Source organism: Spiroplasma endosymbiont of Atherix ibis (assembly GCF_964020005.1).
Classification (GTDB): domain Bacteria; phylum Bacillota_I; class Bacilli_A; order Mycoplasmatales; family Mycoplasmataceae; genus Spiroplasma_A.
On sequence record NZ_OZ026474.1, the window covers coordinates 125,032 to 141,056 of the forward strand.

Sequence of the window (16,025 nt, forward strand, 5' to 3'; positions counted from 1 at the left end):
TGTTTTTTCTAGGAGGTTGTCAATGTTATCTACAAAACAAGGTATATTCAGTGTAATTGTTGGTACAACAATTTCTATTCTTAATGCTATAATTCAGTTTTTGACTATGTACTGAGTTTTAGAAAAATTTGGTACAGAGTTTAACGGGTTTGTACGTTTGGTTACATCTTTTTCTGCTATAATTTCAACTGCAGAAGGAGCTCTTGGTATTGCAGCTTCTATTTTACTAGTTAAACCTTTAGTTAACAACGATTGAATAAGTGCAAATGAAATTTATTCAACAACAAAGAAAAGTTTTAAAAAATCTGCAATTATAGGATTAATTTTAGTTTCACTAACTGCTGTTGCTTATCCACTTTATGCTGGAGTTAAATCAGGAGGAGGAAATATATTGAATCCTTCCTCTTGAGAAAACGCAGGCATTGGTTTAGTTGATAAAGAAGGTATTACTTATGCTAATGCAAAATACTGAATGCTAATATTAGTTGCATTAATTTTTGGAACAAAAAATTTTATTTCAGCTTATTGATTTAGTGTTTATGAAACCATAATTATTGCCAATAATAAAAATGTTATTAGAAGAATAATAATTTTATTTACAGATGTTTTAGTAAGTGGTTTAACTTTCTTTTTACTTGCAAAAACTAAAAATCCTATAATTCCTTTTATTCCAACATTTTTCTATTCACCTATTAAAGGTTTATTAATTTATATGTATGTTAAGAGAAAATACTTATGATTGAAATACTATAAAGATTTTAATAGTTTTAAACTTAATACTACACAAAGCAAAATATCATGATCAACATTAGGTTCATCACTATTATTAAATTCAGATATCGCAATAGTTTCTGTTATTTTAGGATTGAATGTCTCGTCAACTTTATCACTTTATTTAGTTGTTGCTTTAAATGTTAGACTGATTATGACAAATTTTGTTGTTTCTTTTAGAGAGTTTTTTGTAACTTTAGTGGCAAAAAGAGGAAGAATAAATTGAGAAAGTTATACAAAATATGAATTGTATACTTATTTAATAGCTGCTTTTACATTTATAAATATGTCTATTTTATCTCCATATTTTGTTAGTGCTTTATATGCTCAAAATAATAACATTAAAAATGATTTAGCAAGTCAAAAAGCATTCGAATATATGTTTTATACTCCTAATTTTTCAATATTATATGCTACTGTAACAGCATTCACTATTTTATGTGATGGACAAATGACTTTAATACAAGCAAAAGGGAGATATGGAGAAGTATCTAAATTTCAAAATATTGTTGGTATTGTTTATGTCATTTCAGCTCCTTTAATTACATTTATGTTAGTTGCTAGTGGTGTTGGAGGAATAAATAAATTAATTGTGGGAGTAGTTGTAATGTATTCAATAAAATTATTATGTTTAATTATTAGATATTCCTATTTATGAGTTTATGTTTGAAAATATGTTACATATAATTCAAATAAAAAATATGTTTTAAATAACTTTTTAATTTTAGTAGTTCCTACATTTATAGTAATTTTACTAAATATTTTATATATTAGTAAAAAATTGGATATTAAAACAGCTACATCAACAAATGCTCATATTGCTCCATTAATTGGAATGTTTTTTGGATTAATTTTCACATCTATTTTTATATTAATTTTATTTTCTTATTTATTAAATGCAAAATCATTTAATGGAATTATGAAAAATCTACCTATAGTTCAAAGAATTTTATTAAAAAAATCAACAGAGGCTAGAAAAAAACGTTTTGAAGAATATGGCATAGATATTGATGAAATAGTTGATAACAGTGATAAAATATCTCAAGCTATGTATGGAATTGAAGATACAACAATTAATAGTGAGATTATAGATGATCTTGCAGAAATAAAAATAAATCCTAAAAATGAAAGTATTTATAAATTAAAGGGTAAATAAAATCGATTTTAGTCGATTTTTTTATTTAATTTTTAAGAATATTTAAGCTGCTTTGAGATGCTATAATTTATAAAGGTGATAATATGTCAGGTTCATTGTTTATTGCTATTGGAATTTCTATTTTGTATTTATTTATGTTTTATACATCAGGTCTAATTGCAATTGAACTTTTTAAATTTAAAATAAAAAATTATTTTGTAGCTATTGCTACAGGTTTTTTCAGTTATTTTACATTTCTCTCTGTATTTACATTTCCACTACAACTTATTTCAGTTTTACCTTACATATTCTTTATTTACTATATTTTTGCCATATCTATAATATATTTATTATTTTGTTTTGTCTTTATGAGATTTTGATTAAATACTAATTTTTTTAAATTAGATTCTTTATTTTTTATAATTGTAGTTTGCATTTTCATAGTTATAAATTATTTTTCTATGATGTATATCTCAAAAGAAAATTTTAGTAGGCATAAAAATACATTAGCAATTTTATATTGATTAAAAGGTAATTCAGTTTCTTTTTTCAATGATTCTACATTATATAACTTTTTAGGATTTAAACCATTTCAAGGATGGTATAGTTTTCAATTATCAACTATTATGATTGCAAATGTTAAACCTTATCAATATAAAGATTTATTAATTCCTTTATCAATAATTTTAGATGCATTTTTAATATCTTCAATCTTCTTTACATTTTATGAATCATTTTCTTTAAAAACTAAAAATAATAATAAGATTATTTTATTTTTATCAAGTTTAGTACTTTTTATGATAACTAGATTAGTATTTTGAAAACTAGAATATTCAATATTTAGTGGATATATGATTTTACTTTATTTAATTTTTTATGCAATAATTATGCTACTTAGATATACAACATTTAATAATAGAGAAAGATATAATCCAATTTTAATTGGTTTAGTTCTTGGAGGTTATATTTCATTTTCTTGAGAAAGTTCATATCAAATTCTTTTCTTGTTATATGCATTTATTTTTATAATTCAAAGAAAGTTTAATCAAAATTTTACAAAAGATATTTTAAAAATTGTACTATTTCCAATGGTTTGTTTTATTTTCTATAATATTATTTTAAGTCTTTATATACAAGTAATTGTATTTGGAGCAGTTCTTTTTCTTATGATTATTACTTCCATATTAATGAATAGAAAGTATAGTTTTGTTATTAAGTTTGAGAATTTTTTAGAGAACAGAAGTATATTTATAGTTCTTTTTGTACCAATATTTTTTATGACAATATCAACAGCTTTTATTTTAGCTTTTAATGAGAATATAATTTTAGATAAATTTAACTCTCTAAATATTTTATATATTTGACTTTCTGTAATTAAAAATAATATTGCAAAACAATCTTTGGTATTTATAATTTCAATGTCTTTATTAGTAGTATCTTTTGTTTGAGTTTTCTTTAGAAAAAAAATAAAATGTGATTTGTTAACAAATATAGTTGATTTATTTTTAATAAGTTATTTAACATTCTATAACCCTATATCAGTTAGATTTATAAGTGTCTTTTATCCAAAAATGTTTGAAACAAATGGAAAAGTTTTATTTGTTTTATTATTTTCACTTATTAATGCTATTCCATATTCAATTAAACAGAAAAAAGTAAAGAAAAAAAATGCAGAAATTATTGTTATTAAAAAATACTCAAGATTAAGTTTTTAAAGGAGCATATATGAAAGAAATTAAAAAAAGAATTGAAAAATTAAAAGAAAATTTAAAAAAATGAAATTATGCATATTATGTTTTGGATAGTCCTATAGTTGATGATTCTGAATATGATAAAAATTTAAACGAGTTAATAAAATTGGAAGAAGAAAATGCAGAATTTAAAACTGATGATTCACCAACACAAAAAGTTGGTGGTCAAGTAATGGATAAATTTGAAAAGTATAAACATAAATTACCTATGTTAAGTTTATCTAATGCATTTAACAAAGAAGATTTAAAAACTTTTGATGAACAAATTTTTAAAGAGATTGAGAATAAGAAATATAATTTTTTTGTTGAACCAAAAATAGATGGATTATCAATCTCTTTAATTTATAAAAATGGTAGTTTCTTTAAAGGTGTAACAAGAGGAAATGGAATTTATGGAGAAGATGTAACTTCAAATGTAAAAACAATAAAAAGTATTCCTTTATCAATTTCAGATAAAAATGATTATGTTGAAATTAGAGGGGAAGTATTTTTATCTAAAACTGAATTTGAAAAAATAAATAAACAAAGACAAAATAATGACGAGGAGTTATTTGCTAATCCAAGAAATGCTGCAGCAGGAACTTTAAGGCAATTAGATTCATCTATTGCAGCTTCAAGAAAACTTGATGCATTTTTATATTATTTTATGGATAGAGAGAAATTTAACACACATAGTGAATCATTAAATTACTTAGAAAAAATGAATTTCAAAGTAAATAAATTGGGAAAAATTTGTAATGATATTGAAGAAGTTTATAATCATATCAAATTTATTGAAGCACAAAGAGAAAAATTAGAATATGAAATTGATGGAGTTGTAATTAAAATAAATGATTTTGATCTTTATGAAAAAGTAGGATATACTTCAAAATCTCCAAAATGAGCTATAGCCTTTAAATTTCCTGCTGAAGTTAAAGAAACAATATTGAAAAATATTTATGCAACAGTAGGAAGAACGGGAAGAATAACTTATAATGCTTCTTTAGAACCTGTTCAAATTTCAGGAACTATTGTTCAAGCAGCAACTTTACATAATGCTGATTTTATTATTCAAAGAGATATAAGAGTTGGAGGAAAAGTTAAAATAAAAAAAGCTGGAGATATTATTCCTGAAGTAATTGAACCAATTAAGGATAAAAAATATAAAAGCTTAACTATATGAGTTGAAGAAATAAAATGCCCAGTATGTAATTCAAATTTAGAAAGAGTTGAGGGGGAAGTAGATCAGTATTGTATTAATTTTGAATGTCCAAGAAAAATTATTAGAGGGCTTGAGCATTTTGTTTCTAGAGATGCAATGAATATTGAAGGTTTAAGTATAAAAATTATTGAAAAACTTTTTGAAAATAAATTTATTAAAAATGTTGCAGATATTTATAAATTAAATAAATTTAAAAATGAACTTATTCAATTGGATAAAATGGGAAAAAAATCTGTAACTAATTTATTAGAATCAATTGAGAAATCAAAAAATAGCTCATTAGAAAAATTATTTTTTGGTCTAGGAATTAGACATGTTGGAAAAAAAACAGCAAAAACTTTAGCAATAAGTTTTAAAACAATGGAAAATATCTCAAAAGTAAGTTTTGAAGAATTAGAACAAATTAATGATGTAGGACCTATTGTTACAAAATCTGTTTGTGATTGATTTGAAATAAAACAAAATCTGCAATTAATTAATAAATTAAATGAAGAAAATATTAATATGATTTATTTAGGTAATGAAGGATCAAAAAATAATGATAAAATAACTTTGAAAAGTTTTGTTATAACAGGTACATTAAGTAAACCTAGAAATTATTTTAAGGATTTACTTGAAGAATATGGAGCTAAAGTAATTGATATAGTTAGCAGAAAAACTGATTTTTTATTAGCAGGTAAAGAAGCTGGTAGTAAATTAGAAAAAGCTGAAAAATTAGGAATTGAAATTATTTCTGAAGAAAGTTTATTAGAAATTATAGGTGAATAAAAAAATGAAAATAAATTTAGAATTATTAGAAGAACTTCAAGAAGATGCAATGTTAACTTTAAGTAAAGATGAACTTGAAAATATTCTTAAATATGAAAATGATTTATTAAAGAAATTTGAAAAGGTTTTATCAATTGATACTACAAATGTAGAAGAATTGCATTATCCATTTGATATTTCACAAACATACTTAAGAGAAGATAATAAAGTTAATGTTTTATCTCAAAGTGAAATTCTAAAGAATGCACCAAGTACAGAAGGTGATTTTTTAACAATTACAAAGGTGGTTAAATAATATGAATTTTAAGAAAGTTACATTAAAAAATATTCACAATAAATTAATAAACAAGGAAATTACTATTATTGACTTAGTAAATGATGTTTTAAAAGCATCAGAAAAAGAGATGAAAAGTAATTTTTTAATTACTTTATGTAAAGAAGAAGCGTTAGAAAAAGCAAAAGAACTTCAAAAAAATATTGATAAGGAAAATATTTTATATGGTATACCTTTTATTCATAAAGATAATATTTCTACAAAAGGAGTTTTAACAACAGCTGGTTCTAAAATTTTATCAAATTATATTCCATCTTTTAATGCAACTATTGCAGAAAAATTTCAAGAGTCAAATTCAATTATGATTGGTAAAGCAGCTCTTGATGAACTTTCAATGGGTGGAACAGGTTTATTTTCATTTAATGGAGAAGTAAGAAACCCATATGATAATAATAGAATTGTTGGGGGAAGTTCAAGTGGTAGTGCATATGCTGTTGCAAAAGGTATTGTTCCTTTTGCAACTGGAGGAGATACAGGAGATTCGATTAGAAAACCTGCAAGCTTAAATGGTGTAGTTGGTTTTAAACCCACATATGGATCAATCTCAAGATATGGAGCAATTCCTTATGCTCCAAGTTTAGATCATTTAGGTTTTTTTACAAATAATGTTGAAGATTTAAGTTATTTATGTGAAGCAACATATGAAAAAGATGAAAAAGATTTTACATCAATTGATAATAAAAATGAATTTGTAAAAAATATTAATAATTTAGATGAAAAAGTTAAATTTGGATATATTAAACATGTTGATAAATATTTAGAGGGTCAATTAAAAAAAGATTATCAAAAACTATATGAAATTTTAAAGCAAAATGGTCATGAAGTTATAGAATTGGATTTTGATAAGAAACTATTAGAAGCTATTCCAGCAACGTATATGATGATATCTTTTGCAGAAGGAGTTTCAACACATTCTAATTTAGATGGAATTAAATTTGGTCTAAGAGCTAAGGGGAAAGATTATAAAGAAATAATAAAAAATTCTAGAACTCAAGGTTTTGGAGATACTGTAAAAAGAAGATTCATTATAGGAAGTTATCAACTTAAATCAGAAAATCAAGAAATTCTTTTATCAAAATCAAAAAAAGTCAGAAGATTAATTGTAGAAGCTTTAGAAAAATTATATAGTCAAGTAGACATTTTAATTGTTCCCCCAACATTAAAACCAGCACCAATTGTTAATAATGTTTATGGAGTAGATGTAGAACAAAAAGAAGATAATGAAGGTTCATTTGTAGAATATATTTTAATTTTAGCTAATTTTAATGGTATGCCTTCAATTACAATTCCTTTTGTAACTCAAGATAATATGCCAATAGGAATTAATTTAAATGCAAAACCAAAAAATGATTTAAAAGTTTTACAAGCAGCAAAATTTTTAGAGGATATAATCTTAAAAAATTTTAGACAAGTAGTTGATTTAATTGAATAACTTTGAAGTAATTATAGGAATTGAAAACCATGTAGAATTAAAAACTAATTCTAAAATGTTTGGTTTAGGTCCAGTTACATATGGACAGATTCCAAATTCACAAGTTTCTGAAGTTGATATGGGTTATCCTGGTGCATTACCTTCTGTAAATAAAGAAGGAGTTAGATTAGCTTTACTTGCATGTAATGCATTAAAAATGAAAATTGATCCTCTTTTAAGATTTGATAGAAAAAATTATTTTTACCCAGATTTAGTAAAAGGTTTTCAAATTACACAACAATTTTTTCCAATTGGAAAAGAAGGCAAAATTGAGATTACTTTAGAAAATGGAAGTAATAAAGTTATTGAAATTGAAAGATTACATATAGAAGAAGACACTGCAAAACAAACACATAAAGGTGAATTAACTTATATAGATTTTAATAGAAGTGGTGTTGGCTTGATTGAAATAGTTTCAAAACCTTTCATAAGAAGTGTCAATGAGGCAGTTGAATATGTAAATAAACTTAGAGAGATTTTATTATATCTTGGTGTAAGCGATGTTAAAATGAATGAAGGTTCATTAAGATGTGATATAAATATTTCTTTAAGACCTTATGGATATTCAAAATTTGGTCCAAAAGTAGAAATTAAAAATTTAAACTCTTTAAATAATGTTAAAAAAGCAATTGAATTTGAAATTAGTAGACAATCAAAAATTTTGTTATCAGGTGAAAGTATTCAACAAGAGACAAGAAGATTTGATGAAAATACTCAAGAAACAGTTTTAATGAGAAAAAAAGATAATGCTATTGATTATAAATATTTTAGAGAACCAAATATATTTCCAATTAAATTAGATGAAAAATGAACTAAAGAAGTTTTAAAAAACTCCCCAGAGTTAGCTTCACAAAAAAGAGAAAAGTATATTAAAAAATATCAACTTTCTAATGAAGATACTAATTATATTCTTTCAAATTTATCTTTAGTTAATTTTTTTGAAGAATGTATAGTATTAGGATCTGATCCAAAAAAGGTTGCAAATTATTTAATAACTGATATTAAGGCTTTATTAAATAAAGATGCAATAGATTTGAGTCAGTCTAAACTTAAACCAAAAGATATTAGTGAAATAATTAAAATGTTAGAAAAAAAATTAATTTCTTCAAAACATGTAAAATTAATTTTACCAATTTCTTTTGAAACTGAAAAAACTGTAAAAGAAATTGTAGAGGAAAATAATCTAAAATTAATTTCTGATATAAAAGAAATAGAGAAATTATTAAACAATATTATTGAACAAAATAGTTCTTTAATAAAAGAGCAATATGAACAAAGAAAAGAAAGAATAGAAAAAACTTTAATGGGTCAACTTATGAAAGAAACTGAAGGTAATGTTAACCCAACAATAGCATCAGAAATTATTATTAGAATGATTCAAGATTATTTAAAAAATGCTAATTTAGGTTAGCATTTTTTTATTCTTCAATTTCTTGTTCACCTCTAATTTTTAAAACTAGATCATTTACTATATTATTTTTTGCATATACTCCAAGAATATCTCCTTCTTTTAGAATTGTATATTCATCTGGAAGTAATGTTTTACCATTTCTTTTTATTTGAATAATATTGAAATCTTTATTAGAACTTAAACCTGTATCAAAAATTGATTTATCAATAACTTTTTCTTCTTTTACTGTGATACTTGTAAATACGTATTCATTATCAATTGACTGTACTTCACTTTCAATATCAAATAGTGATTTTGTAGCAACCATTTTACCTGTTATAACATCAGGAATAATAACTTTATCCTCTTCTAAACCAAGAGCAAGCAAAATTCTTTTATGTCTTTCATCTCTTGCTTTAACTATAATATTTTCAACACCTAAATCTAAAAGATTTAAAACTGTTAAAATACTTGATTCCATATTTCCTCCAAAACAAACAATAACTCCATCATATTGAGAAATACCATTTTTTTCTAAAGCATTTTTGTTTGTAGCATCTAATACTATACCTTCAACAGATTCAAATTCATTGATATGTAAGTTTAATTTTTCTTCATCATAATCAAATATTTTAATCAGCTGCTTTTTTTCATCAAGTGTTTGAGCAACTGATAAACCAAAGTAATTTGCACCGAATATAGCAAAACTTTTTTTTCTAGCCATATAAGCACCAACTTTCTAACTCTTTAAATTATACAACTCTTTTAGGGTTTAATGTATAATTTAATGTAGATTTGAAAGAGGTATTTTTGGTGAAAAATTCTTTAAATATAGAACAAGAAAATAATAAAAAAATTAAAAAAACTAAAGAACCAAAAAAACAAAATGAGAAATTCTTTTATAAATTAAAAAACTGATGACCTTTTTCTCGTGTTAGTGGAAAAATTATTATAGCATATGTATTAGCTATTATTATTGGAGGTTTTTTACTTTCAATTCCTGGAGTTGTAAAAGATTCAAATAATTATTGAAACTTTATTACTGGAATATTTACTGCATCAAGTGCTATATCAGATACGGGTATTACAATTGTACAAACAAATACAGGTTATTCATTTATAGGTCAATTATTAATTATTATTATGTGTCAAATTGGAGGTATTGGTATACTAACAATTAAAATTTCACTTTTAGTTATGATTGGAAAAAAAATCTCACTAGATGATCAAAATGTAGCTTCATCAGAAAGAGGAAATAATAGTTTATCAAATACAGTAGAAATGATTAAAGATGCATTTATTTTTTTAATTGCTTTAGAAATAGTTGGTTCAATTATTTTATTTTTTGGATTTTATTTTACTCCTATTGATATTAACAATTTAAATGTTGAAAAAGATTCTGTTACAAATGCTTATAATGACTTTGGAAGGTCTCTTTGAGCAGCTATTTTTCATTCTATAAGTGCTACAAATAACGCTGGTTTTGATATTATAAGTGGTAGCTCACTTGTTCCCTATAATCAACCAGGATCAGCTGGATATTTAATACAAGTTACTTTTCTATTTCAATGAGTTATAGGAGGATTAGGTTATCCAACTTATCATGATATTAAGAAAAAAATTAAAGCAAAAAAACAAGGGAAAATTGTTAAATTTTCTTTGTTTACTAAATTAAATTTTATAACTTATATAACATTGTTTATATTAGGTCCAATATTAGTTTTTTTAACTGAATGATTAACTGTGGAGAATAGCAAAATTCTTTTAGATGGTGTTGAGCAGAAATATACTAAAATGGTTCATGGTGGAGGATCAGTTGAAGTAAAACAATGAGTACCAACTGGTTGAAAGCCTGCAAATGTTTGAATAATGGACTTAATTTTTAATGTTTCTTCTACAAGAAATGCTGGTTTTGCAACAGTTGATGTTAATAATTTTAATGCTGGAAGTAAATTTATATTATCAATTTGAATGTTTATAGGAGCTGCTCCTTCTTCAACAGCAGGAGGAATTAGAACAACTACTTTTGCAATATGTATTTTAGCTATTTTCTCAATTATAAGAAATAAAAAATCTGTAGAAGCTTTTAAAAGAAAAATACCAGATGAAACTGTAAAAAGATCATTTGCTGTAGTATTTATTTCATTATTTATTGTTATTACAAGTATCTTTGTAGTTTATTTAGATAGTAACAAGATGTTATATGGAACTGACAATACAAAGCATACTGAAGCAACAATTATTAAGTTAATAATGTATGTATGTAGTGCTTTTGGAACAGTTGGTTTTCAACCATTTCCAAATGAACAAATAATTCAACTTGGAGTTATAAGTAAAATTATGCTTGTTATAACTATGTTTATAGGTCAATTAGGTATTTCAAATACATTGATTGCTTTTGTAAAACCTAAAAATAAACAGAATTATGGATATTTAGAAGAAGAGGTTACAATTGGATAAAATATTTTTAATTTTAATAAAAAAAATTAAATTAATCATATTTTAAAACTTATAAGTATAGGTTTGTAAAAAAAATTTGACTTATATATTTAAAGTAGTAAAATAATATGGTTAAGATTTTTAAATCTTTTGAGATGTTAAAATGAATATAACTGAAAATAAAAATGAGTCATCAGACTCCAAGTTTGAAACTTTATCTTTAAATGAAGAGTGATATAAACTTTCTAATAAAAAAATATGCAATATTTTAGAAGTTAATCCTGAAACTGGATTAAGTAATAAAGAAGCTAAAAATAGATTAGAAAAATATGGTCGAAATATTCTTCCAAAAACTAAAAAAACCAATTGATTTAAAAATTTTTTATTGAGCTTTTTAGACCCATTAAGTTTAATTATGATTTTATCTGGTTTAGTTTCTGGATTGGTTTCTATTATTTCACAAAAAATTGGAGTAGTTGATATAACTGGTTTAGTTATTATTATAATTATAGTTTTAACTAATTCTATTATTGCAACTATTCAATAAGTTAAATCATTGAATCAAGTAGCAAATTTAAATGAAAATAAACAAATAGCCATTATTTTAAGAAATTCAAAAAAAATTGAAGTAGATATTGAAGAATTAGTTCCAGGTGACATAATATTTGTAAACTCTGGAGGTTTTGTTCCTGCAGATACAAGAATTTTAGATAATCAATTATTAAAAATTGATGAATCTGCTTTAACTGGAGAAAATGAACCTGTTAAAAAAATTTCTAACTCTATTAAACAAAAGAATTTAATGTTGGGAGATCAAAAAAATATTGCATTTATGTCTACATTAGTTATTGAAGGAAAAATGATGGGTGTTATTTTTGGAACAGGTAAAGATTCTGAAATTGGTAAAATTGCTACAAAAATTACAGGTCACAAAGCTGAAAAAACTCCACTTGAAAGAAAAGTTACTCGTTTAACAACAATAATAGGTTTAACATCAATAGTTTTAGGAGTTATATTATTCTTAACTTCTTATTTTTTATCAAATAAAATTAATGAAGTAGAACCAGGTAAAGTTGATATCAAAAATCTTCTTCTTATTGCAGTTTCTTCTGCTATTTCTTTAATTTCTGAATCACTAACTATTATTGTTAAAATTTGTTTAATGGTAGCTACAAAAAAATGGCAAGAAAAAATGTTATTATTAAAAATCCAAAATCAATTGAAACACTTGGGAATGTTAATGTTATTTGTTCAGATAAAACAGGAACATTAACACAAAATAAAATGACAGTAGATAGAATCTTTTTGGATTTTATAGAAGAAGATTATAATAAATTTGATAAAACAAAGTATAATGATTTAATTAATTGCATTACTTTATGTAGTGATGCAATTGTTGAAAAAGAAAAAATTGGTAGTGCTACTGAAATTGCAACTATTGATTTTGTTAAAAAATTTGATATTAATTATAAATTAATTAGGAAAAGTAACTCCTTTAAAATAAGAGGATAAAGCAAAAGTCAATGAACAATTGTATAGTTTTGCTAAAAGAGGTTTAAGAGTTTTAGGTTTTTCTCAAAAAGATATAACTGAAGAAAAACAACGTTATGAAAATAATTTAACTTTATTAGGGTGTGTGGCAATTATAGATACACCAAGAAAAGAAGTTAAAACATCAATTGAAGAGGCAAAATCTGGAGGAATTCGTGTAATTATGATTACAGGAGATCATAAAATTACTGCTTTTGAAATTGCTTCTAGATTAGGAATAGTAGATGAGAATTTTGATGGTGTTTTAACAGGTCAAGATATTAATGAATTATCTAATGAACAATTAAAAGAAAGACTTAAAAGAACAAATGTTTTTGCAAGAGTTAATCCAGAACATAAAGCTCTTATTGTTGATTTACTTCAAGAAGATAATAATATTGTTGCTATGACTGGGGATGGATTAAATGATTCACCAAGCTTGGTAAAAGCAGATGTTGGTATTTCTATGGGAATAACAGGTACTGAAGTTGCAAAAGGGGTAAGTGATGTTATACTTGCAGATGATAATTTTAAAAGTATTGTTTCTGGTGTTAATTCAGGGAGAAATTTCTATGAGAAAATTAAGTATTCCATTTCCTTTTTAATTGCCGCAAATATAAGTCAAGTTTTAACTTTATTATTAATATTGGCAATTAATCAAGATATAGCTCTAAATTCAGTAAATATATTATTCCACATATTTATTATTGAAACAATTGTTGCTGTTCCAATTGGAATGCAAAAAGAAAGAAGAGGTGTTATGAAAAATCCACCTCCAACACATAAAAAAGAAAGTTTATTAAAAGGAATAAGAAGTCAAATTATTATAACTACTTTATTTGCTGTATTAAATTATGAAATAGCAGTTTGATGATTTAAAGAAGATATTCAAGCTGCAGCAAAATTTGGTAAAACTGGAGTTTATATGGCAATTATGTTTTCTCCAATATTCTATTCAATTCTTTATAATAACTTATTCTTGCCTATTAAATCAACAAGACAAAATAAAGAAGTGAACAAGTATAGGCCAAACAAATGATTGCTAATATTGATGATTGTAGCATTTATTTTTACTACATTAACTTTAATTCCAGTTGATAAAGTTAATATGTTTTTTGACTTTACAACTGTAGGATTAAATCCCTGATTAGCATTAATATTCTTTATTAACTAATTGTTACCAACAGTATTTATTTATGGTACTTATAAATTATTACTTAAATTAATTTAATAATTAGAAAGGTAGCCTTTTAATACCTTTTTATTTATAAAAAATATATAATTTTTAATGGAGTCAAATATAAAGGAGAAATATGGAAAATATAGAATTTGAAGTTGGCAAGGGAAAGTTTTTTAAAACTTTATCTTACTATTTTGCAAAAGAATGAAAATTATCATTATCAATGTTATTTTTATGTTTAATGTTTGTTGTACTGCATTTGTCATTACCAATATTAACTTATCAAATGACTCTTGCAATAACAAGTGAAAAAAATGATTCAAAAGAATCAGTAAAAAATATAATAACAGATCTTTGAACTAATGATTGAGAATTATTAATTTATATATCTGTTGGTATTGTTATATTATATACTTTCTTTTGTTTATGACTATTTAGCATACATTATGGGTCGTAAAATTGAGATAAGTTTAAGAAATAGAGCTCTTGAGAGTTTAGTAAGACAAGATATTTCTTACTATTCAGATAAAAAAATTGGAGAAATTTTAACTAAAATAGTTTATGATACACAAATAGTAGGTGATCAAGCAGTTCAAGTACCTTTACAATTTGGTTTATCATTTTTTTAAGTTATTGGTGCAGCTATCTTAATGTATATTTTAAGTTGACAGTTAGCAACAGTGACTGTTATTACTTTTGGAATAATAATGTTTTTAATGATGTTTTGTTTTTATGCAACAAGAAATAAAGTTATAAAAGTAAGAGAAAGTATCACATAAATTAATGGAAATGTAACAGATAGAATTGCTACAGTGAGACTTATTAAATCTTAAGGTACAGAAAATTATGAAACAGAAAGATTTAATGAAGTGCACAAAGATTTTTATAAAAAATCTAAAAAAGTAGGTACAAGATTAGCTCTTATGTTAACAACAATGTGAGGGGGAATATTTGTTTTGCAATTTGCAACTGTAATTGCAGCAATGTTAATTTATGGAAATCAAGGAACAGAATCTGATTTTCTAAAAAATAGATTTGCAGCTTATAATTTAGCACAAGGGCTTATGATAGGTCCATTATTTAATTTTATGGCTGCTTTATTTGGTTTAGCTCAAGCTTCAGTTGCAGCACAAAGATTCGATGATACGATTAAGGCTAAATCAATTTTAAATTCTCATTACTGAGATGGAGAAACTGTTGAATCAATAAAAGGAGATATTTTATTTAAAGGTGTGGAGTTTGAATATCCTGAAAAACCAGGAAAAATTATTCTTCCAAAATTTGATTTTAAATTTGAAGAGGGAAAATCATATGCTTTTGTTGGTGAAATAGGAAGTGGTAAATCAACAATTGCTAAATTATTATTAAGATTTTATGATCCTTCAAAAGGAGATATTATTATTAATGGTAATACAAATTTAAAAGATGTTAAATTATCTAGTTATTTAAGACATGTTGGATATGTTGAACAAGATCCTCAAATTCTTTATGGAGATGTTTTTGAAAATGTTAAGTATGGTTCTTTTAATTCAACAAATGAAGAAGTTATTGAAGCTTGTAAAAAAGCAGAATTACATGAACTTGTTATGACTTGACCCGATCAATATGAAACAATTTTAGGGGAAAGAGGTTTCTTATTGAGCGGTGGACAAAAACAAAGACTGATTATAGCAAGAATGTTTTTAAAAAATCCTGAGGTTTTAATACTAGATGAAGCAACAAGGGCTTTAGATAATATAGTAGAAAAAGAAATTCAATCTAAGTTAGATTTATTAATGAAAGGTAGAACTACTGTAACTATTGCTCATAGATTAAGTACTATTAAAAATGCTGATGAAATTATAGTTTTAGGTGCAAATGGCAAAGGAATAGTTCAAAGAGGTAAATTTAATGAACTAAAATCTCAAGATGGTCATTTCAAAAAAACTTTATCAGGCAGGTTTAATCGATTAATTATTTTAAAATATAGAACATTTAAATTATCTTTTGTAAAGAAGTTTAGACTTATAAAATATATTAAAAATGTTTTTTATTTTATAAAAATTTTTTAAGTAT

15 protein-coding genes and 1 pseudogene are annotated in these 16,025 nt (G+C 24.1%); 15 read left to right on the forward strand and 1 reads right to left on the reverse strand.

The window, feature by feature from the left end:
* Window positions 1-22: 22 nt before the first annotated feature.
* The 6 genes from AACK92_RS00670 (at window position 23) to gatB (ending at window position 8,842) form a co-directional block, all read left to right on the forward strand.
* Entirely contained in the window at window positions 23-1,927 is a 1,905-nt protein-coding gene (locus tag AACK92_RS00670) for a hypothetical protein (RefSeq protein ID WP_339021095.1), read from the forward strand.
* Between the two features lie 83 nt (window positions 1,928-2,010).
* Entirely contained in the window at window positions 2,011-3,621 is a 1,611-nt protein-coding gene (locus tag AACK92_RS00675; RefSeq protein WP_339021097.1) for a hypothetical protein, read from the forward strand.
* A gap of 10 nt (window positions 3,622-3,631) precedes the next feature.
* Entirely contained in the window at window positions 3,632-5,626 is a 1,995-nt protein-coding gene (gene ligA / locus AACK92_RS00680; protein WP_339021099.1) for an NAD-dependent DNA ligase LigA, read from the forward strand.
* A 4-nt stretch (window positions 5,627-5,630) separates the two neighbouring features.
* Entirely contained in the window at window positions 5,631-5,921 is a 291-nt protein-coding gene (gatC, locus tag AACK92_RS00685; RefSeq protein WP_339021100.1) for an Asp-tRNA(Asn)/Glu-tRNA(Gln) amidotransferase subunit GatC, read from the forward strand.
* A 1-nt stretch (window position 5,922) separates the two neighbouring features.
* Window positions 5,923-7,392: an amidase family protein gene (locus AACK92_RS00690; RefSeq protein WP_339021102.1), complete on the forward strand. Its 1,470-nt coding sequence runs from the start codon at window positions 5,923-5,925 to the stop codon at window positions 7,390-7,392.
* A complete protein-coding gene (gatB, locus tag AACK92_RS00695; protein ID WP_339021103.1) occupies window positions 7,385-8,842 on the forward strand; it encodes an Asp-tRNA(Asn)/Glu-tRNA(Gln) amidotransferase subunit GatB in 1,458 nt (485 codons plus the stop codon). Before AACK92_RS00690 ends, gatB begins: the two co-directional genes overlap by 8 nt.
* Window positions 8,843-8,849: 7 nt before the next feature.
* Here gatB and AACK92_RS00700 read toward each other — a convergent pair whose 3' ends face one another.
* Complete coding sequence (locus tag AACK92_RS00700) at window positions 8,850-9,545, reverse strand: TrkA family potassium uptake protein (RefSeq protein WP_339021104.1); 696 nt, start codon at window positions 9,543-9,545, stop codon at window positions 8,850-8,852.
* 89 nt (window positions 9,546-9,634) lie between these two features.
* Here AACK92_RS00700 and AACK92_RS00705 point away from each other — a divergent pair, with 89 nt between their 5' ends.
* The 9 genes and pseudogenes from AACK92_RS00705 to AACK92_RS00745 all read left to right on the forward strand — a co-directional run bounded on the left by AACK92_RS00705 (window position 9,635) and on the right by AACK92_RS00745 (window position 16,021).
* Window positions 9,635-11,281, forward strand: a complete 1,647-nt coding sequence (locus AACK92_RS00705; RefSeq protein WP_339021106.1) for a TrkH family potassium uptake protein — start codon at window positions 9,635-9,637, stop codon at window positions 11,279-11,281.
* A gap of 142 nt (window positions 11,282-11,423) precedes the next feature.
* A complete protein-coding gene (locus tag AACK92_RS00710; protein ID WP_339021107.1) occupies window positions 11,424-11,807 on the forward strand; it encodes a cation-transporting P-type ATPase in 384 nt (127 codons plus the stop codon).
* A gap of 9 nt (window positions 11,808-11,816) precedes the next feature.
* Complete coding sequence (locus AACK92_RS00715; RefSeq protein ID WP_339021109.1) at window positions 11,817-12,533, forward strand: hypothetical protein; 717 nt, start codon at window positions 11,817-11,819, stop codon at window positions 12,531-12,533.
* The gene (locus tag AACK92_RS00720) at window positions 12,440-12,772 is read left to right on the forward strand and encodes a hypothetical protein (RefSeq protein WP_339021111.1); all 333 of its coding nucleotides are present in this window, start codon (window positions 12,440-12,442) and stop codon (window positions 12,770-12,772) included. Before AACK92_RS00715 ends, AACK92_RS00720 begins: the two co-directional genes overlap by 94 nt.
* 133 nt (window positions 12,773-12,905) lie before the next feature.
* Window positions 12,906-13,401 (forward strand): annotated as a pseudogene (locus AACK92_RS05805) (HAD-IC family P-type ATPase); the annotation flags it as partial.
* 702 nt (window positions 13,402-14,103) lie between these two features.
* Entirely contained in the window at window positions 14,104-14,427 is a 324-nt protein-coding gene (locus AACK92_RS00730; RefSeq protein ID WP_339021114.1) for a hypothetical protein, read from the forward strand.
* Window positions 14,417-14,599 (forward strand): ABC transporter transmembrane domain-containing protein, encoded by a 183-nt coding sequence (locus AACK92_RS00735; RefSeq protein WP_339021115.1) that lies wholly within the window; start codon window positions 14,417-14,419, stop codon window positions 14,597-14,599. Before AACK92_RS00730 ends, AACK92_RS00735 begins: the two co-directional genes overlap by 11 nt.
* A gap of 21 nt (window positions 14,600-14,620) precedes the next feature.
* Window positions 14,621-14,749 carry a hypothetical protein gene (locus AACK92_RS00740; protein WP_339021117.1) on the forward strand — a complete coding sequence of 43 codons (129 nt, stop codon included), beginning with the start codon at window positions 14,621-14,623 and terminating at the stop codon, window positions 14,747-14,749.
* Window positions 14,750-14,839: 90 nt separating this feature from the next.
* Entirely contained in the window at window positions 14,840-16,021 is a 1,182-nt protein-coding gene (locus tag AACK92_RS00745; RefSeq protein ID WP_339021119.1) for an ATP-binding cassette domain-containing protein, read from the forward strand.
* The last annotated feature ends 4 nt before the right edge of the window (window positions 16,022-16,025 follow it).